This window comes from Stenotrophomonas muris (assembly GCF_052751275.1).
The window spans coordinates 1,849,780-1,869,008 of the sequence record NZ_CP199879.1; the positions used below are offsets into that span (position 1 = coordinate 1,849,780).

Sequence of the window (19,229 nt, forward strand, 5' to 3'; positions counted from 1 at the left end):
CGGCTGGCCGCTGGCAGCAATAGTAGCGTTCGAGCGAACCTACCCCGAGAGCAGTGGAGCTACTGCGATGCTCCCTGGCCCCGACAGATTCAGTCCCGCCGATATCCGGAGGCATTTCACCCCCGTCGTATTTTGCAAGGCGCTCTAGCTTCTCTATCCGGCCGGAGCAGCGCCTGCGATCTAGAAAATTCCAGCCGCCTTGGCATCAGCGGTTTTCTGCGACAGAACATCAACTGCAGCGCGCATAGCCTCCTCCAAGGATCGGCGGCGAGCCATCGCGGCCTGTCGCATTTGTAGAATGGCCAATCGGCCAGCCACGAGATCAGACTCGATTTGAGCCCGCCGTCCTTGGATGGTTCGATCCAGATCTGCGACCTGCCGGGGATCGATCGCCGAGTTCGGGTCAAAGCGAAATCGCGCTTCTATGCCCTGCCGCCACTTCATCAAGCGGTCGGTCAACGCTGGCCCAAACCCCGGTACGTTCAGGACCGCTTGGTGACTGACGTCGGCTGCCGTCTCTATGCCGAAGGACTCCAGCATTGCCTTCTTGGTTGCGCCGATTCCAGGTATGGAGGCACGCTCGATCTCGAACTTGTCCAAGAACTGTTTCAGCGCGCTCTGATGGCGGTTGTTGAAAAGCGCGCGGTAACGCTTTTCTCGCTCTGCGAGCAGGCCGGCATGCTCGTCGCGCAATGGGCGAAGGTGGCTTTGCTTGGCCTGTAGCTGCGTGTCGGCTTGCTCTTGGGCCCATCGCGCCGCGAGGCCGTCGTAGTGGGCCTTGGCCTTCTGATAGCTGGCCGCCAAAGGCGCCGAGTCCGACCGTCCACGGCTGTTAACCCACGCCCCCATTGCCCACCCGATGCAAGCCCACAGAGGCGCGAGCACGGCCGAGAGCGCAATACCCAGCACCGAGATTGCCAAGCCCACAAGCCACCCCGAGGTTTGCCACAAAGCGCGACGTCGGCCCCACGCTTGCATCTGGGGAGCGGCCGGCACGACCTTCAGCTGAGGGATGGCCTGTATCGGGGGCAGCGTCGCCGTCGCGATATCTCGCCAAACAGCTTCAAGGTTGAACGGACCAGAGGCGAGCTTGGGAATAACTACTGCAGCACCACCAAATAGCGCAATACCGGCGCGCTCAATCGGACACCAAGGGCACTCGGCCAGCCCATTGAAATGGAAATGGGAAGGCCTCGAAGTACACCTTTTGAAGTTCTGCTCTAGCTTGGTCAGGGCCTGAACCCAATCCTCTGCCTTGGGACGCCCGTTCGGCCTAGCCCCTTCAGTGCCGAACGCTTTTTCCCACAAGTCTGCAACCCAAGGCGACGCTGCAGCCGGATGGGCGCTCAGCGGCGGCGGGCTCATTCGGGACCGTGCAGTGTCTTTGCCGTAAGCGTAGCGGAACTCCGGGATTGCCTTTTCGATTGGCATGTCTCCCGGACCACTGTAGCGTCCGGCAAACGGGTGACGACCGTTCATGAGCATCTGAAAAATCAGGACGGCCAATCCGAAGTTGTCATGATTGGCCGTTCGCGCAACTTGCTTGAACGCCTTCCCGTGGAGCTCAGGGGGAGTGAAATCCTGGACACCAACCTCGCAAAGGAAAGTCCGCCCTTGATGCGTGATCTGGAAGCTGTCGGTATCGATCAGCTTCACCGTCGCATCAGGCGACACCCGTACGCCACCATGGTTGACGTCCCCAACCAAATGGCCGGCCTGGTGAAGAACGGAAAACGCCCTTGCCGTGTTCAGCGCTGCGCGGACCACCAGCCGCCAGTCGGCTTGCGGGAAGTCCGCCAACCGGCTCTTGGGACTGTAGAGCTTATGGATGTCCTTCGATGCGCGAAGGTTGGCCATGACAAAGCCGCAGACCTTGCCATCGGATTGTCGCAGCACATCGATGGGCCAGGCCGTGAGTTGATCCAGTGCGGTGGTCCGGAGAGCGGCCATGGCCAGCAGCTTGTCCGCTCTCTCACTGCTGATCGCTGTCGAATAGATCTTGGCTGCCGAATCGGGCTTGCCTTCGACCTCGAAGACTGTTCCTTCACCGCCTTTGCCCAGCTGCTTCCCTAGGCGGACCGGTCCGGATTTGCCAACCAGAACAGGCAGAGCCACTTAGGCCTCCTCTGCTGACGCCGATGCCTCAGGCACCTTCCCCAGCCGACTGGCAAGCAGGAGCGTCTTGTCGTCGTCCGTCCGCTCGCAGATCAGAGGGGAATCGAGGTATGCCTCCAGCTTGGAGGACAACTCTTCACTATAACCCAGACTTGTTAGCGCTCGCACCGGTGAGAATATCTTGTCGAAAAAAGGCGAATGCACGCTTTGGGTGGCTTGATGAAGCACTAGCGCTTCAATGCCGTCAGTGAACACAGCGACCTCATCGACGGGGCCTGCACTACAAGAAAACTCGGCGTTCAGGACGGCCACTGGATCCGTAACAAAGACTGTGGTGTTGATGTATTCCCCGTGTTGGGGCCAGAACACGTAGGCCCAATCGTCGCCACGGGGGCGGATAACAATGGCGCCGTCGCCCACTTGGAAGAAACAAGCATGGGTTGGGGACACGATAGCGGCCACCACGGTGCACGCATACTCCCTGACCTCCAGCCCATCGGAAGCTGCCCTGTGGGCAATGCGGGCAGCTACGCCGGCAAGCCAGTTCAGTACGACGTCCCGGGTGACCTGTTCAATGCTTTGGCCGTCGTCAAAATGATTGCGTACGCAGTCCCGAATCTCCGCCGTCGCCAGCTTCGCTCCTGTCGCCGATCGCAAAGCGCTGCCGGCACCGTCCGACGCCACCAGGAGCACGGCACCGTGCTCTTGGAAGACCTCCTGCTCACAGGCGTCCTGACAATCCGTCCCAAACTTGATGTGGGACGTTCCAATGGAGGACGCTGCGGCGACGCGCCAGTCCTGCAACTCCATTACACGCTGGCCCAGCCATCTGGCGCCGTGGGGTTTACCAAAGTCACATTGTCACCTGGGGTCGAATGGGAAACCGCGCCCATGGAGTTAGAGAGCCACTTGAACAACTCCCTGAACTGAAGACCCTTGAGGTTGAGCGGCGCACGCGTGGAGATCTGGCTGAGGATATCCATGTCCGCGCCTTTCACGCCAACTGCGAAGAACTGGAAGTTCTTTGTCGCCTCCCCTTCTCGCACCAAAGCAGCTGCACGCTGCCAAGAGTCGGTCGGCGCTCCATCAGTGATCAGAAACACCCAAGGCCGATAGTAGGAGACACCATTGGCTTTGTAGACTTCTTTGCGCTGCCGAACCATCTCCAGCCCCTGCTCGATCGCCGCGCCCATCGGGGTGTCTCCCGTGCATGACAGGACCGGCGGATAGAAGCTATCAGCCGTAACGAAGTCTGTGACCGTTTGAACGGGCCCGAACGTGACGATGGCCACCTCAACCCGCTTAGCTGCAAGCGAGTCGGAGTTCAGCTCTTCCTGGAACTGCAGCAGTCCGGCGTTGAGCTCCTCAATCGGCTTGCCTCCCATCGACCCAGAGGTATCCAACAGAAGCAAACAAGCACAGCGGTTTTCCGGATTCTCGGCAAAATCGCTGGCTCCGAAAGGCACTTGATCAAAATCATTCATGACGCTGGATTTCCCTGTCCACTAACTGGAAGTGCCATCATAGCTCCGCCGTCCAACCCAATCTATGATGGGCCATGGTCACGCACCCCTCCACCGCTTCATTACCAGTCTGGGCGCCGCGAGGATTCGCGGATTGGGCCCCTTTGGCCGTTTCTGCCGCCGTGATCCTGATTTTGGTGACCTCTTTGCTCGCGCGCACCGCAAGTGATGCAAAGTCCATGCCAAATTATGCGATCCGAAAAGAAAGTGCAGTAGCAGCATCGGCACCGCCGACGTTGAATGGGGTAACACCCGCTCTCTCGACGGTTCGGGTGGGCACCCTGCGCTTGGTGCCCACCGTTCAACTGCCGTCGCCAAAGCAGCCAACTCAAGCAGATACGCAGTGCCCTCGCCCCGCATTGGGCACGCTCTCGCCTCAAGCCAACGCAGCGAACGCAGTGGGCTGGCATGTCAGTGCGGACGAGACGGTCAACGGCTTTCAGTTTGTCATGGTAGACGCAGGCGCCGAGAAGGCGCCAACCGGTTGCGCGGCCATCGGAGCCAGTGCACTGGTGTTCAATGCCCACGGCCTGATTGCCATCGCCTACGATCGAAACACTAAGCCATCGTCGAGGCTGGGTTCGCTTACCGTCGACCAATCAAGTTCTGTGCGTCTCGGGTCGCTCAGAGGGCCTCTCGCCGCAATCATGGTCAGCGATCAGGAGATCGGCCTTAAGCCCCTGGCAACGAGCAGGCAGCGCAGGTCATCGAAGTGATATCCGGGCTGGACTGGTCAGTTGATCCGCCAAGGCGATCCCGTGATCCAGAAGACTCAGTACGTGCCTTCTTCTCGCTGGTGACGCCGAGCCTCCAAATCCCGGGAGAGCGGTGCGGAGATGTCTTGGTTCAGCGCCGTCTAAGCCAGATCGCTGAGGGCCTAGTCCATTGCTGTCCAAGAGACTACACCGATATCGCCTTGGTCCGACCATGAAGAATTCTCACAGGGACAGAGAGCTAGTCGCCTTTCACGTAGGCACGCGCGAAGGGATTTGAACTTGTTCAGCTTTGGCGAAACTGCACTTGGTGGACGATCACATCCAGCCACCCAGCCCGCCCATCCCGATCAAGCCATCTATCAGCAGGTGCGCGCCATCGCCAACCAACTTGAGCAGTATCTCGAAGATCAACGCATTCAACATGATATTCAGATCTGCGCAGCCGCCATGGGTTGAGTGGGCGACAACCCGCCCTCCCGCCCCCTCTGTTCACCAATCAGCGCCGCTGATGTCGCTGTACAATCAGAAGAACAGACCCGCTCGCTCAACGGTCGCCAACGGATTGGCCTTGCGCACCGCCTCCAGGAAGAGCAGGAAATCGCGATTGAACAGCGTCAGGTTGTTGGTGAACGTCACGCACTTTCGGCCCGATGCTTTACTGAAGCACACCTGCCAGACATAACGTCCGTAGATGACATCGGACGTTCGCGTGACTGAGGTGATCTCCGAGAGCGGAACCGCCATAGGCACCGGGCCACGCCGCAGGTAGAAGGACTCCGCATCAAAGAAGTAGTGCTCCCGATCCTCTTTTCCATCCACCATCACCAGGGTCATGGACTTACCAGAAATCCGGCGAGGGGGAGTCAAAAGCAGCCCTGATCCCAATGCAGAACGTGCGGTCGCTGACATTCGCCGAAGAATGAACCAGAGGATCACCAACGGAAGTGCCGCGAGGACAACGAGGGCAACAGCCTTCAAAACAGATTCCAGTGCGCCGGGCACACAGATCTCCTGGATGAACGTTCAACATGGGCGACGACCCGCTCGCCGGGGCTAATAGATCCACACCATGCGTGGATGCTATCGCCTTATCGCCCCACTACTTTCAACGATGATGGGCTTCATCGGGTGCAGAAAGCCATTGTATCTACTGTCGTCGGCCCTACTGACGCTGTTGCAACGCAACCCTTGACTCACCAGATCTGCTCCAGATCCCCGTCGCTTCTCCCGATGCCACAGCGTGAAATGTCGCCTACGCCCCGCCGGGATGGGTAGAATTGGCCATATCGTGTCGTATAAGGCCATGCCATGGAACACCCTCTTGTCGAGGTTCAGGGCGCTGCCCAAGCGCTCAAGGAATTCGCCGAAGCCCGCGATTGGGCGCAGTTCCACTCCCCCAAGAACCTTGTCATGGCCCTCTCTGGTGAAGTCGGAGAGTTGAACGAAATATTCCAGTGGATGACCGAGGCCGACTCCTTCAAGGCAGCGTCCTCAGAAGCCACCGCCAAGGCCGTGCGCGATGAGATCGCCGATGTAGCCCTGTACCTCATCCGGCTGTCGGACGTGCTCGGCATCGATCTGAATGAAGCCGTCAGCAGCAAGCTGGTCATGAATGCCGCCAAGTACCCGGTCGATCTCTCGCGTGGCGTCAGCACCAAGTACAACAAGCTGGCGCAGCCATGATCGTCTATCAAGCGGACAAGGACGCCTTCCTTCGCCACTGCAACAATGAGGAGATCGAAGAAGTCATCCTCGCCAGCTACAAGGCAGCGACGAGCACCAAGGTCAGCGATTCTGAGGTCAATTCCTGGCGTTCCTCACTGGGATACGTCGCTCGCGCGCTGAACCACCCCTCCATTCCTGGGGACATCGGCGTGGCGGTGGAGTTCATTCTTCCGAAATCGCGAAAGCGCATCGATGTTGTCCTGACCGGTCACGCCGCAGATGAGTCGCCTCACGTCATCATCGTAGAACTCAAGCAATGGTCGGCGATCAAGCCTTCCGCACGCGACGCCATGATCGAGCTGCGCCCGGGAGACATGCGCGTCCACCCCAGTTATCAGGCGTGGTCCTATGCTGCCTTCCTGGAAGGCTTCAACGAAGCTGTCTATGAAGGCAGGCTCCAGCTTCACCCCTGTGCCTATCTGCACAACTATGTGCGGGACAGCGTAATCGACTCGCCGCACTACCAGCCCTATATCCAGCGTGCGCCGCTCTTTCTAAAAGGCTCATCTGACCTCGAGGATCTGCGCACTTTCATTAGCCAGTACACCAGCAAGGGTAACGGCCTGCCTGTGTTGGCCGAACTGGACAGCGGGCGCATTCGACCCTCCAAGGCACTCGCCGACGAAGTGTATCGGCTGCTGTCGGGAAATAGCGCGTTCACCTTGCTGGACGAGCAGAAGCATGTATTCGAAGCAGCCAAGGCAGCGTGTGCTCAGGCCCACGCAGACAGGAAACCCCGTGTCGTCATCGTTGAAGGCGGCCCAGGTACGGGCAAATCAGTCGTCGCTGTGAATCTTCTGGCCACGCTACGCGATGGCCTGAACGTAAAGTACGTCTCGAAGAATGCTGCACCGCGTGCGGTCTACAGCAATGCGCTTGGAAAATCGAAGGACAGTGCGCGCCTGCACCATTTCTTTGGCGGTTCCGGGGCGTTCATTGATTCCCCTGAGAACGAATTCGACGCGCTGATTGTCGACGAAGCACACCGGCTTACCGAGCAAGGCGGATTCTACGGAAACGAGGGCAAGAACCAGATCATGGAGCTGATCAACGCTGCCCTGTGCAGCGTGTTCTTCATTGATGAGGATCAACGAGTCACGCTCAAGGATATCGGCACCAAGGAAGCCATCCGGGAATTTGCGATTGCCCGCGGCGCTACCGTGGAAGAGTACGCCCTGTCATCGCAGTTCCGCTGCGCGGGCTCGGACGGCTACCTGGCATGGCTGGATGACGTGCTGCAGATCCGCCCAACCGCGAACCCTACACTGGACGGGATCAATTACGACTTCCAAATATTCGACGACCCGACCGCGCTGCATGCTGCCATTGAATCAAAGAACACCGGCAACCGCGCACGCGTAGTGGCAGGTTACTGCTGGCCCTGGAACAGCAAGAAGAACAGCAAGGAGATGGACATTGTCATCGGCAATTACCGGCGGCAATGGAACCTGGACAAGGACGGAAGCCTCTGGATCGTCTCCGCAGACTCGATTGACCAAGTCGGCTGCATCCATACCTGCCAAGGGCTGGAAGTCGACTACATTGGGGTGATCATCGGGCCGGACCTGGTCGTGGAAGACGGCGAGCTCAAGACCGTACCTCGCGCGCGGGACCGGCACGACAAGACCATGAAGGGGTTCGTAAAGCTGTCAAAGTCCCATCCCGCCCATGCCGCCGAGCTTGCAGACACCATCATCAGGAACACCTACCGCACCTTGATGACCCGAGGGATGAAGGGCTGCTACGTCTACGCAACCGACCCGCAGGTTGCCGCCTACTTCAGGGCCCGGCTGCAGCGACAGGCAGCCGCAGAACAGTCGGTTGAGGTGGAGGCCTAAGCGCTCCACCTGACGGCCATCCCCGGTAGGTCCACGCCACACGGCTGGCTCTCGCCTCAACGCCTCATCACTTCCAATGATCCGGCCCCAGGAACGGCAGGCTCAACACAAACACCGGCACCGCCACAGGGATCAACGCGGCCCCCAGCACCTTGCCCGCCGCCGAACCCGCACCCGGCTTGTCCTCCCTCTCCGGCAGGATCCGCTGCGCCCGCGCATTGATCGGCTGTGCAAGCTTCCCTTTCTCCGCCAGCACCGCAGCATCCGACAACTGCACCCGTTCGCCGTCGCCCTCGAACAGCGCGCTGTAATAGCTGCCGCCCTTCCTTGAAAGATTGCAGGCGCGATCAAACGCCAGCGCGTAACGGGTCCGGTCCATCGGCAGGTAGTAGCGCGCCCGCTCCTCCACGGCCTTGGCCTCACGCGGGGCGACCTCAATCCGCTCCAGCTTGAACTGCGCGGCCTGTTGCGCCGTCACCTGCTCCGGCCGCAGCAGCAGCGCATAGCTGCCGTGCACCTTGGCCTTGTTCGCCGGGTCGCGCCAGTCTTCATGGAAGTACATCTGCGCGCAGGCCACCGCCTCGCGCAGCGGGCTGTCCATCAGCGCGCGGTACTCGCGGAACGGCGCGGCATTGAAGCGCATCGGCTCGTCATAGTGCGGCAACAGGTACAGCTGGCCGTCGTCGGCCACGAACGCACTGGTGATCTCGCGGCTTGAGGCGTGCTCCTCCGGGCCACTGGCACAGCCGGACAGCAAGCCAAGGCACAGGGCGGAGAGAATGAAAAAAGACGTTCGCATGTCGTGTTCGAGGGCTTCCCTGGGAAAACGGCCCCGCCCGGAAGGGCGAGGCCAGCCCATCATGGTGCCACGGCACCGCATGCGATGCAGAAACCGCCTTACTTCAACCGCTCCACCAACCGCTGCCCCACCTCCAGTGCCGACGCCGGGTTCTGCCCGGTAATCAGCTCGCGGTCCACCACCACATGCCCGGTCCACGGCGTGGTGTTGCTGCTGAACTTCGCACCCGCCCGCTGCAATGCAGTCTGCGGGTAGAACTTCATCTCACCGCCGCCCAGCAGCGGCTTGGCCTGCTCCTCTTCCTGGTTGCTGATCACCGTCATCTGGTAGCCGCGGTAGATCCACTTCGGCGTAGCCGGCGTCGTACCCGCTTCCAGCTTCGCCACGAAACCCGCCGCATCCGGCAGCGTGGACAGCAGCGCGATCGGCCCGTGGCAGACCAGCGCGGTGGTCTTGTTGCGCTGGTGGAAGTCGGCCAGCAGCCGGCCCAGCGCCGGGCTCTTCAGCAGGTCCTGCATCGGCGCGTGGCCACCGGGAATGTAGACCGCATCGAAGCGCGCGTAGCCCTGCTGCTCGACACGCGCCAGGCTGACCACCGGCGAGGCGGTCGGCGAGGTCAGCGCCAGTTTCTCGAGCAGGTCCTTGTGCAGCGTCAGCTGCGCGGCATCGTTGCCGAAGTACGCCGGCGTCACCGAGGACGCGTCCACCGTTGGCGCCCGCCCGTGCGGCGTGGCGAAGGTCACCTCGTGGCCCGCGTCCAGCAGCAGCTTGACCGGCTGCATCAGCTCGTTGAGATAGAAGCCGGTGGACAGCACCTTGCCGTCCTTCAGGTCCAGGTGGTTTTCGTCGGACAGCACCACCAGCACGTTGGCGGCATGTACGCCGCTGGCGGCCAGGGTCAGGGCCAGCGCTGCGGCCAGCCGGGTCATCAGGTTCATGGAGAGCTCCTATCGGGGAATGGCGCCACTTTATTCATCGCCCCAGCGGCGATAAATTGGCCCCGTCGCAAAACATCTGTTCCCCGGAGAGCCAAATGAGCCGCAAGTTCGACTACTTGGGCGATGTGGAGGTGTTCCTGGCGGTGGTCGAGCACGGCTCGTTCACGGCGGGCGCGGTGGCGCTGTCCACCACACCTTCAGTGCTGAGCCGTGCGGTCACCCGCCTGGAAGCGCGGCTGGGCCGGCAGCTACTGCAGCGGACCACCCGCCGCGTGGGCCTGACCGACGCCGGGCGGCTCTATCTGGAACAGGTGCGCACCGCCTTCGGCCTGCTGGACGACGCCGAGCGCGACGTACTGGCCCAGGACGGTGCGCTGGCCGGCCGCGTGCGCCTGAGCGTGCCGACCACCTATGGCCACTACCGGCTGCCGCCCGTGCTGGCGCGCTTTGCGCAGCAGTACCCGCAGGTGCAGGTGGAACTGAACATCACCAACCGCAACGTGGACCTGGTGGCCGAAGGCTTCGACCTGGCCATCCGCCTGGGCCAGCTGCCGGACAGCGGGCTCGTGGGGCGAAAGCTGGAAGATGCGCCGCTGCTGCTCGTGGCTTCGCCGGACTACCTGCAGCGTCGGGGTACGCCGCAGACGCTGGACGACCTGCAGCAGCACCTGTGCCTGCCCTTTGTGATGCCGCGCACGGGGCGGTTGGCGCCGTGGGCGTTCCGCGACGACGGGCGCGACGTGGACTGGCTGCCGCGTTCGTCCATCGAGACCTCCGACGATGTGCTGGGCGTGGTGTCGCTAGCCGAACAGGGTATTGGCATCTGCCAGAGCTATGAGTTCATCGTGCGCGAGCGACTGCAGCGCGGGCAGCTGGTGGAAGTGCTGCCGCAGCTGCGGGGGCGGTCGAGGCCGTTCTCGGTGATCTATGCGCCGCATCGGCGGCAGTCGGCGGCGGCGCGGGCGATGATTGAGTTGCTGGTGGGGAACGCGGCTGAGGATGGCGCTGGTTGAGGGTGCGAGGTTCGTTGGCGGTGTCGGGTTTGAACCGCTTTTCGGGATGTGCGGCTGATCGCGTGCCGTTGCTTGGCGAGGCGAACTAAGAACTGTTGCAAAGAAGGCTGTCGCGCTATTCGCTGGCGGCATGGGCGATTGCGCCACCGTGATTCGCAATCGACAGAGCATCTGCGCGAATGCGCCTGCTGGCGTCGCGTGCTGCACGAATGGTGCGTGCAACAATAGTTCTTCGCTCTCGGATTCAACGATTCCTTCGCGAATTTCTATTGGCATTCGGAGCGGCTGCGTAAACACCATGGCGCGCCATCGAAAAAGGGTGGCAGCGGGTCTGCAAACCCGTGATGAGAGATGCACCTGTAGTTTGCGCTTGCCCGTCGGCACCGTCCTTAACCGGTGCCGGCGGGCAATCCGTCGGCCTTTCTGGCGGGCGGTGCGTGGGGGCCCTCGGGCCCACCGGTCTATGGTGCTATTTCATCCCGGTTTGCAGCCACGCATCGTCCGCCACCTCTTCGCGGTGGCGCTGTTAAGCACAGCCACGGAAGCCGACGCCATGAACGAATCCGACACCTTCTCTTCGTACACCGTTGTTGAACCCATCAACGACGGCACTCCCCTGCCCGACCTGAACTACCTCCTCGGCATCCTCAAGCGCATGCGCGGCTGCGAGGGTGCAGATGGGCACCCCTGGCCGGAAACCGACGTGTCACCCGGCCGACGTGTGAGCCTGGCGCGGACCGAGCGGGCATTGGTGGGGCTGCTGACGGCGCTGGAGCTGCTGCATGCGGCGGACCGCTGCCGGGTCGCTGCGGAGCCGGAGCGGCATCTGGATGAGGGGGTTGTGGATGGGCTATTTCTGGCTTGCCGGGGGTTGGCTGAGTGGGCTTGTCGGGAGATTAGGCCGGAGTGACTGTCGGTACCGTCAATAAGCTCACAGGACTGCTACGATAGACTCCGAGCCCGATTACAGTGGTCAGGATCGTGACCGTACCGGCGCCTGCTACCGAGCCTTTGAGAGCATCGAGCGCCGCAGAATGCTAGCGCTTCGGTTAGCTGTGCGTCGATGTCGTGCGTCGAGGTGATGCCTCCTAGCCAATGAACTGGCCCGGCCTATCGGAGTCTGCCGATAGCCGTCGTTGCCCCGCTGGACATCATCGCGTCCATGCGAGGATGATGCGACAATATCGCCCGGCCTGTGCAGGCACATAGGCAGCAGCATTAGGATATGCGGCACGGACCAAGCCGCCCCAAACCGGAGATTGCGTATGGCCAAACCTTCTCGCCAGGCAGCTGCGGCCGTCGGCAGCGAGTCAGGTCAGCAAACCCCTGCCGCAGAACCAATCTCGCCCGGACATGCACCATATGAGCTGCGCATCTCTCGACTGACAGTCGATAAGCTCGGCGTCAAGCTATACGACAAAGCCAGCGCCGTGGTCGCTGAACTGATCGCCAACGGCTATGACGCGGATGCCGAAACGGTCACCGTTCGCCTTCCCCTGAACCGCCAGTTGGCGTCTCAGGCTGGGGGCAAGTTGAACGACCTTGGGTTCGAGATCGAAGTCGAAGACGACGGTCACGGCATGACGCCAGAGGAGGCAATCGGCTTCTATTTGCGCGTTGGCGCTGATCGCCGCACCCGCAAGGACCAAGATGGCAGCAGGTCACGCGAGAAGAAGCGGCCAGTCATGGGCCGTAAAGGCATCGGGAAGCTTGCACCTTTCGGCATCTGTCGTCGCATCGAGGTATGGTCGGCCGGCGGTCCAAAAACCGAGGACGGCTATGCCATCACGAACTTCTTCATGGATTTCGACAAGATCGTCACCGATGATGACGAGGCTGTACCACTTGTTGTCGGCAGTGAGGACCGTCTCTGGAGTAAGAAGTCCGGGACTCGTATTAGGTTGACATCCTTCTTGGCCAAGCGCGTTCCAGACCAAGAAACATTCTTGCGACAACTAGCGGTACGGTTCACATTCGCGAAGCCAGATTTCAAGATCATGATTGTCGATGTGGCCACGCCTGGTGCCGCTCCTATCAAGGTCAACCCGCTTGACATTCCGTTGTTACCCGGATCAAGGATTGATTTGGCCAGTCGACCTGTCATGACCGACGATGACACGGCGCTGCCTGTTTCCGGGTGGCTCGGGATGGCAAAGGAAGCCTACAAGAACGAAGAGATGATGGGCGTCCGCATCTATGCCCGCGGCAAGATCGCAGGCGTCACGCGAGACTTTAACCAGCCAGCCGGCTTCACTGGCGAATTCGCGATGCGCTCCTATTTGGTGGGTCATGTTGAGGCAGAGTGGCTGGACCTTGATAACGGCGACGACCTCGTGAGGACAGACCGTCAAGATATCCTCTGGTCTTCCGACTACGGTGAGTTACTCCGGCGCTGGGGAGCGGAGCTCATCAAGGAAATCGCTCGCATTTCACGCGAGCCGCGTCGCGTGCGGGTTCGCGATGAATTCCTGCGGAAGTCTGGCATCGAGCAACGCGCACGGCAGAGGTTTGGCGACAAGCAGGTTGCCAGAGTTGCAATCGACTTGGCCAAGAAATTTGGTGGCTTTGCGGCAGAAGATGAGTTGAGCGATGACGTCTACGTCGAAGATCTCTCGCAAATCATCCTATCGGTGGCCCCACACCAAGCGTTGATGGAAGCGTTCCACGAATTCACCAATCAAGTGACCAAGGGTGAAGCCTCGATCGACCAAATGCTCGATATCTTCAGCAAGGCACAAATCGCAGAACTGGCTTCTTACGCTCAGATCGCGGCGCAACGCGTGAGGGTAATCAAAGACCTTCAGCAAATCATTGACGTATCGATGGACGAGAACCAGTTTCAGGCCCTGATTGCGCAAGCGCCATGGCTTATCGAACCGTCTTGGACCGTCATCACCAAAAACCAAAGCTTGAAGAACTTCAAGCATGCATTCGAGAAATTCTGGAAGATGACGCACGGCACTGATGTCGTGCTGGCCATCGACAAAGAGGCCAAGCGGCCCGATTTCACTCTGGTCAGCATCGATGGGCTCCTGCACATCGTGGAAATCAAGAAAGCTGGACATGCCTTCGACGACACAGACTTTGATCGCCTGATCAATTATGTCGATGCTTTTGACTTATTTTTCAAAGAGAATCAAGAGACCGTGGTTGAGTTTTACAGAGCTTGGCGCATCGACCTCGTCGCAGATGGCGAGAAGCTGAAGAAGAGTTCCAACAAGCATGCGTTCAGCAGATTCGTAGATTCTGGCCAACTGAAGCGCATGTCATGGCGCGACTTCCTGACCCGTGCAAAAAAAGTTCACGAGCAATTCCTTGATGTGCATGATCTGGGTGCCGAGAGCCGAGAAGGAAAGATGGCATGAGCAGGCTGCGCGCCGTAAGTCTTTTTTCCAACTGCGGCGCCGGAGATGTCGGCTACCGCGAGGCTGGCTTTCGCTTTGATGTGATGGCCGAGTTGGACCCTCGACGTTTGGAAGTCTGTCTACTCAATCATCCGGGAGCAGAGGGTGTGCCTGGTGATCTGCGCAATACATGGCAGACCGTGATCAAAAAGTACCGCTCTCGCGCAGGGCAAGCTCGCCCCGCCCTTCTGTGTGCTTGCCCACCATGCCAAGGCATGAGCTCCGCGCGCTCCGGGAAAGGCAGTCATGATGATGCAGAGGCAGGCTCCAGGGACGAGCGAAATCTCTTGGTGACTGTAATTGCCCGCGTTGCACTGAAACTGATGCCCTCCCTCATCGTGGTTGAGAATGTTCCCGCATTCTTCACGCGGAAAGTGCATCACCCCAAGGACAAGAAGCCGGTCTCAGCCGCGAACTACCTCATCACTTCACTTGCCGAAGACTACGTGGCATTCCCATTAATCGCTGACCTCTGCGACTTCGGCGTTCCCCAGTCGCGCAACAGAGCATTCCTCACTTTCGTGCGCAAGGACCTACCTGGACTCAGGCAATTGCTCCACATGGGTCGGACGCCGTTCCCGCGCGCAACGCATGCACCAGATGTGGGCAGCGCCAAGCCAGTGTCGCTGATAGAAGCGCTCGCGTCCTTCGCGTTGCCATACTTGGACGCAGCCACGCCCGAGACCGCTCACGCTGAGGAGTACGCAGGTTTCCATTCGGTACCGGTTTGGGATGAACGAATCTACTCCATGGTTGCGGCCATTCCCAGCGGATCAGGCCGCAGCGCATGGGACAATGACGCTTGTCGTCGTTGCGGACCAGTAAAGGTGCTTCCCGAATCAGTAACTTGCCCGAAATGTGCTGAACCGTTACCCCGACCGATCGTGCGAGAAGACGGTGGCGGCTATCGATTGGTCAAGGGATTCAAGAGCAGCTATCGCCGGATGCACGCTGACCGGCCTGCAGCCACAGTGACGACTGCTAGTGGTCACATCGGCAGCGACTACACGATTCATCCCACGCAGAATCGTTTACTTAGCCCACTGGAGTGCTCGCTACTCCAAACGTTCCCGATTGATTTCAAGTGGGGCGACGCGCTCAAGAAGCTCGGCCACACCAATGTGCGCGAGATGATCGGCGAGGCCGTCCCGCCCGCGTTTACGAAATTGCACGGTGAAGTGCTCAAGGGCATCTTGAAACGCGAGTGGGCCCGTGCGCCACTGACATCCAGCGACGAGCGGATTGTAAAGGGGTGGGCGAAGCTTACGGCGGCTTCCAAGAAGGATGGCCGTAAAGACCCGCGGGAGTACTTCGATTATGCGAAGCCGTTGAGGCGCGCCAAGTCCTCAAAGATGCAGAGGGATCACTCGGCGGACGCGCGGACCTGATACGAGTAAAACTCAAAAGACTCTTATACACGCTTCGAGACGGAGTTCGTTTCGCATGTCGCATTCCTAGATCGCTTGAATTCTCCAATTAAGCCACATGCAGCAGACGCTCGGGCCGGTGAATCTCTCCGGGGTCCGTATTCATTCAATGGGCGAATACGCGATCCCCGAGGGCCATCGCTACCGTAGCTATGCTTGGGCAGCAAAAGCGTGGAATAACTGGCGGCAGCGCGCATTGCGTAGCTACCTGGAGCCCCTACGAACATTTGCCCGTCGTCCTACAGACCTATCCACCAGGCATTTTGACTCATTGCCGATGGCCCCTCGGAACGAATCTGGTCGAAGGGTTCAACAACAAGATCAAGGTCATCAAGCGCGTCGCCTACCTTCCCCGGAGTTGGGTGAAGAGCCAGTTTTAGGCTGCCGTTAGCCCGTGCAGCCAAACATTCCAGATAGCATCTAGATCGGGAGATGTGCATGCATGATTCCGACCACCAGTTGGCGTTCATCTGCGCCAACCTTCTCTACTGAGTAGTGAATCCGACCGCATTGCCCACTCAATTTAGTATGCAGCGTGCATGAGACCAATCTAGCATGCCCATCCATTACAACTGACACGTTGCGCTGGCGCATCTTCCTATAGTCCGCCTTAGTATTCGAACTCTCATCGCTGAGGTCTACCCCCCTCGCGCGCGCCGCAGCCTGAACTCGCGGAAGATCCCAAGCACACTCTCCACACACATCAATATAGTCATCATTCAAAAATGAGAGATGCGCAACAACCTTTCCGCCTGACTCATGTAAGTCAACGCCCAAGTCAGCAGGACTGACAGACGGCGCGAACAATATATCCGGAAAAGCAAGAGCCGAAAATTCTGTAAAAACCCTTGCGCAGCTTATATTTCTCGCCAAATGAAATCTATAAAGACCCAGCAAGTCACGCTCTTCGCAGACCAGGAACGAGCTTCTGGGATCCGAGCCCCTATACTCTATCTCTATAATTCCACCTGAGTGCATGGGGGCAGCCAGAACTCCACAGGCCAAGCGGGAATCCATTCTATACGCGCCCCCATACGCACTAGATGAAGACGGCGCATCCGGATTTCTCACAGAGTATTCCAATTCTAAACCGGCGTCGCACACCAAGCATCTATCAATCAAAGTCAACAGCCCGGAAACGTCACCCATATCAAGTCCGAACTCAGCCGCACGCTCGAAAAGAACACTCCACAGGGGCGTCTCTCCACAAAGCATGTTGTATAGGCTGCCCGGTGTATGTACTGCAAATCCATCATTAACAGCTTTAGTCAGTATTCGAGAAATTCGGTCAAATATTCTGGGAGATGTTTCAGAACACGTCGCCCCTTTGAAATATTCGAGATCAACGAGAAGAGATCCCACGATCACTCCTTACGAGACGAACTAGTATTGATATGGAGGGATCGCATATTCGCGATGTGTTGATCAAAGAACCCACGCGGCCAGTCCGACGGCCGACCGTCATCACCTATGGTTAGCTCCGCAATGGAACTAGAACCATCACCTTCAGAGTTGATCGCGACAAGAAGACAGTCTTCCTTGCACAGTCCATTCGATTCTTTTGATGTAACCGCGATCCTGATTCCATCAACGATATAATCACTATGTGTCTCAATCAAAACATTTACACCAGTCGCGGCAAGCATTGATAAAAATCTCGAAATTGCCGTTTGTGCAGAGGGATGCAAGTGAGCTTCAGGGCTATCGATAATGAACGTTGAGCCAACCTCAGCCGTCAGCCCCGCAACGACAACAGGCAGCGCGTACGTAATTCCAAAGCCAGTGTGCGTAGAAAGAACCCAGTCCTCTTGCACACCTGGACGCTTGAAATACATTGACGGCGGTGCATTTCCATTCGCACGAACCTGGACCTCAATCGGCCCAAAAATCTGACTCATGTAGTACTCAACCAGAGGCAGAAGAAGTCCCGGCACGGAATCAGCACTAGGGATCAACTCTTCTCTCATGCGATCTCGCTCATGTGAACCGAGTACCTCCGCCGTGTACTGACCAGCGAATCCGACATCAAATTCGCCCACTCCTTGGCCTGAGAATTCTGGTTGAACCAACCTCGGTCCGAATCTCTCCGCCGCGAGATAGATCATCGAACTCTGGCTATCGGATGTGCGAGTGGAATTTACGTCTAGAACGCGGGCAGACGTACTGCTAGAAAATTCGACAACTGCGCCCGGCTGAATACTGATGGTGAACTTACCCTCCAAATCACCATGCAAATCTCTATTGAAGAGAGAGTCAGCATCCCCGAACTGAAGGCCAAAAGGACCATTCACAGGTATGGTTGATTTTGCCATACCACAGTGATGCAGCAGAATAGCCTGAAGAATTGTACTTTTCCCACCAGCGTTCGGGCCACATAACGCAGTCATTGGAGCAAGCCGCAAACTCAAATCACTGAAACACTTAAATCCCTGAATGCGCAGATCTCTGATCATGCCACAAACACCTTTCCAATTTTATAGAACCTGAGTGCTACGCTACCGGCCGAGGCAGTAGACTGAGTTACAGATGAAATGAAATCATGGTCCTCAGAGCACAGCACTCTGTACTCGTTTCTTATCTCAGAATGTGGCCTCAAGCGCTCTTCAGGTGTTATGAGAAGAGTAGTCCCCACCGCCTCAAAGATCGCTCTATTAATCGGCATTCTTCGATCATGCTCATAGGGCCACTTGCGAAACGAATATTCTCCAAATATGTCGTAGGCAACACGCATCGCACGCGTGAAATGATATGAATACTGTCTAATCTGCGAAGCACTCAGATTGTTATCAATAAGCTGAGTTGCATCATTCAAAAACTGATCCAGCCCCTCGCACTGATAATATTTGTCGAGACCAAACATGGAGAATGCAAGAACTCGGAGTGCAACCTCTCTGTCCGCCATCCGAACATTAGTTGCGAGACTATTTCCCGTGGCACAACTAAACTCCTGCGTTGCGGTCAACTCCCGGAGCAGCTCGCGCGATGGCGCCTTACTCATACAGTGGCGAATCTCTTGAGAATTCAGAGGAGTACCGCCAGTATTAATTCTCTTAAAAATGTCAAACTTGACAGGAGTTGGCGTCTGCGGATCAATGACGTTAACAACAATCTGCGTGCCATTTATTCGCTTAGCCCAAAGTGTACTCCTCAAATTATCGAACTTTCTCCCGCCCACTTCATCAGAAAGATATTCGAGGTCCACCAGCGCGAAACCCTTATTCCCTCGAACAAAGTCGTGAATAGTTGAAAGGCGCTGCACTCCATCCACAACCTGCAGCCGCCCCTCGTTATCGGCAGCAAAGTAGAAAGCCGGCAACGGAATCCGCAAAAGAACAGATTCGATAAGCCGTGATTTTTGTCGCGGTGACCAAACTTTTAGGCGCTGGAAATCGGGAGCAAGATCAATCTCCCCCTCATCGATCATGTCAAGGATGTTTCGTAGTGAGAACATCTTAGGTTCGACGCGAATCTGAGTGGGATCGTACGGTCGCGCCAGAGCACCGTCGGAGCCCCCATCAACAGCCTCCTCCTGTTCGAACTGATTCTGGTCATCCAGATCGTTGAGCGTCGGACTAATCATGATTTACCTAAAATTATGCAAGCGAAACAGATGCCGTGCATCTTACCGAACCGGGATGGAAGCGAACCGTTCCACCCTAACAATCGCATTGAAACATAGGATCCAACTGTTCGCACACAGTGGCCTGCAGAGTTGAGCGGTGCACAGTACT

Annotated in this window: 16 protein-coding genes and 1 pseudogene; 9 read left to right on the plus strand and 8 right to left on the minus strand. The window is 58.3% G+C overall.

The features are described from left to right. Nucleotides 1-180 precede the first annotated feature (180 nt). The 3 genes from ACUVWL_RS08495 to ACUVWL_RS08505 are packed head-to-tail and all read right to left on the minus strand — an operon-like array spanning nucleotide 181 to nucleotide 3,599. Complete coding sequence (locus tag ACUVWL_RS08495; RefSeq protein WP_401747833.1) at nucleotides 181-2,115, minus strand: helix-hairpin-helix domain-containing protein; 1,935 nt, start codon at nucleotides 2,113-2,115, stop codon at nucleotides 181-183. Beyond that, nucleotides 2,116-2,925, minus strand: coding sequence for a PP2C family serine/threonine-protein phosphatase (locus ACUVWL_RS08500; RefSeq protein WP_445979073.1), 810 nt, complete (start codon nucleotides 2,923-2,925; stop codon nucleotides 2,116-2,118). Then, the gene (locus ACUVWL_RS08505) at nucleotides 2,925-3,599 is read right to left on the minus strand and encodes a vWA domain-containing protein (RefSeq protein ID WP_262089698.1); all 675 of its coding nucleotides are present in this window, start codon (nucleotides 3,597-3,599) and stop codon (nucleotides 2,925-2,927) included. Before ACUVWL_RS08505 ends, ACUVWL_RS08500 begins: the two co-directional genes overlap by 1 nt. Before the next feature lie 143 nt (nucleotides 3,600-3,742). On the opposite strand from ACUVWL_RS08505, the gene ACUVWL_RS08510 reads away from it, so the two are divergent. Both ACUVWL_RS08510 and ACUVWL_RS08515 read left to right on the plus strand, forming a co-directional pair. Beyond that, the gene (locus ACUVWL_RS08510) at nucleotides 3,743-4,354 is read left to right on the plus strand and encodes a hypothetical protein (RefSeq protein WP_445979074.1); all 612 of its coding nucleotides are present in this window, start codon (nucleotides 3,743-3,745) and stop codon (nucleotides 4,352-4,354) included. Between the two features lie 279 nt (nucleotides 4,355-4,633). After that, a complete protein-coding gene (locus ACUVWL_RS08515) occupies nucleotides 4,634-4,810 on the plus strand; it encodes a hypothetical protein (RefSeq protein WP_445979075.1) in 177 nt (58 codons plus the stop codon). Between the two features lie 66 nt (nucleotides 4,811-4,876). Here the strand turns inward: ACUVWL_RS08515 and ACUVWL_RS08520 are convergent, their stop codons facing one another. Further along, nucleotides 4,877-5,356 (minus strand): hypothetical protein, encoded by a 480-nt coding sequence (locus tag ACUVWL_RS08520; protein ID WP_445979076.1) that lies wholly within the window; start codon nucleotides 5,354-5,356, stop codon nucleotides 4,877-4,879. A 306-nt stretch (nucleotides 5,357-5,662) separates the two neighbouring features. On the opposite strand from ACUVWL_RS08520, the gene ACUVWL_RS08525 reads away from it, so the two are divergent. After that, on the plus strand, nucleotides 5,663-6,037 hold the full coding sequence (locus ACUVWL_RS08525) for a nucleotide pyrophosphohydrolase (protein ID WP_401747866.1): 375 nt from the start codon (nucleotides 5,663-5,665) through the stop codon (nucleotides 6,035-6,037). Beyond that, nucleotides 6,034-7,917: a DNA/RNA helicase domain-containing protein gene (locus tag ACUVWL_RS08530; RefSeq protein WP_445979077.1), complete on the plus strand. Its 1,884-nt coding sequence runs from the start codon at nucleotides 6,034-6,036 to the stop codon at nucleotides 7,915-7,917. The genes ACUVWL_RS08525 and ACUVWL_RS08530 overlap by 4 nt, the downstream gene beginning before the upstream one ends. Before the next feature lie 67 nt (nucleotides 7,918-7,984). Here the strand turns inward: ACUVWL_RS08530 and ACUVWL_RS08535 are convergent, their stop codons facing one another. Then, nucleotides 7,985-8,716 carry a hypothetical protein gene (locus tag ACUVWL_RS08535; RefSeq protein WP_053494842.1) on the minus strand — a complete coding sequence of 244 codons (732 nt, stop codon included), beginning with the start codon at nucleotides 8,714-8,716 and terminating at the stop codon, nucleotides 7,985-7,987. A gap of 98 nt (nucleotides 8,717-8,814) precedes the next feature. Then, nucleotides 8,815-9,654, minus strand: a complete 840-nt coding sequence (locus ACUVWL_RS08540) for a type 1 glutamine amidotransferase domain-containing protein (protein ID WP_445979078.1) — start codon at nucleotides 9,652-9,654, stop codon at nucleotides 8,815-8,817. A gap of 95 nt (nucleotides 9,655-9,749) precedes the next feature. Here ACUVWL_RS08540 and ACUVWL_RS08545 point away from each other — a divergent pair, with 95 nt between their 5' ends. From ACUVWL_RS08545 to ACUVWL_RS08565, 5 genes and pseudogenes are all read left to right on the plus strand, one after another. Continuing rightward, entirely contained in the window at nucleotides 9,750-10,667 is a 918-nt protein-coding gene (locus ACUVWL_RS08545; RefSeq protein ID WP_445979079.1) for a LysR family transcriptional regulator, read from the plus strand. Between the two features lie 553 nt (nucleotides 10,668-11,220). Then, a complete protein-coding gene (locus ACUVWL_RS08550; RefSeq protein WP_445979080.1) occupies nucleotides 11,221-11,577 on the plus strand; it encodes a hypothetical protein in 357 nt (118 codons plus the stop codon). 355 nt (nucleotides 11,578-11,932) lie between these two features. Further along, nucleotides 11,933-14,032 (plus strand): ATP-binding protein, encoded by a 2,100-nt coding sequence (locus tag ACUVWL_RS08555; RefSeq protein ID WP_445979081.1) that lies wholly within the window; start codon nucleotides 11,933-11,935, stop codon nucleotides 14,030-14,032. Continuing rightward, on the plus strand, nucleotides 14,029-15,459 hold the full coding sequence (locus tag ACUVWL_RS08560) for a DNA cytosine methyltransferase (RefSeq protein WP_445979082.1): 1,431 nt from the start codon (nucleotides 14,029-14,031) through the stop codon (nucleotides 15,457-15,459). Before ACUVWL_RS08555 ends, ACUVWL_RS08560 begins: the two co-directional genes overlap by 4 nt. Before the next feature lie 211 nt (nucleotides 15,460-15,670). Continuing rightward, nucleotides 15,671-15,845: pseudogene (locus tag ACUVWL_RS08565) on the plus strand (transposase); the annotation flags it as partial. 1,017 nt (nucleotides 15,846-16,862) lie between these two features. On the opposite strand, the gene ACUVWL_RS08570 reads toward ACUVWL_RS08565, so the two are convergent. Further along, on the minus strand, nucleotides 16,863-17,951 hold the full coding sequence (locus ACUVWL_RS08570) for an AAA family ATPase (RefSeq protein WP_445979083.1): 1,089 nt from the start codon (nucleotides 17,949-17,951) through the stop codon (nucleotides 16,863-16,865). Beyond that, the gene (locus ACUVWL_RS08575; protein WP_445979084.1) at nucleotides 17,948-19,078 is read right to left on the minus strand and encodes a DUF262 domain-containing protein; all 1,131 of its coding nucleotides are present in this window, start codon (nucleotides 19,076-19,078) and stop codon (nucleotides 17,948-17,950) included. Before ACUVWL_RS08575 ends, ACUVWL_RS08570 begins: the two co-directional genes overlap by 4 nt. Nucleotides 19,079-19,229 lie beyond the last annotated feature (151 nt).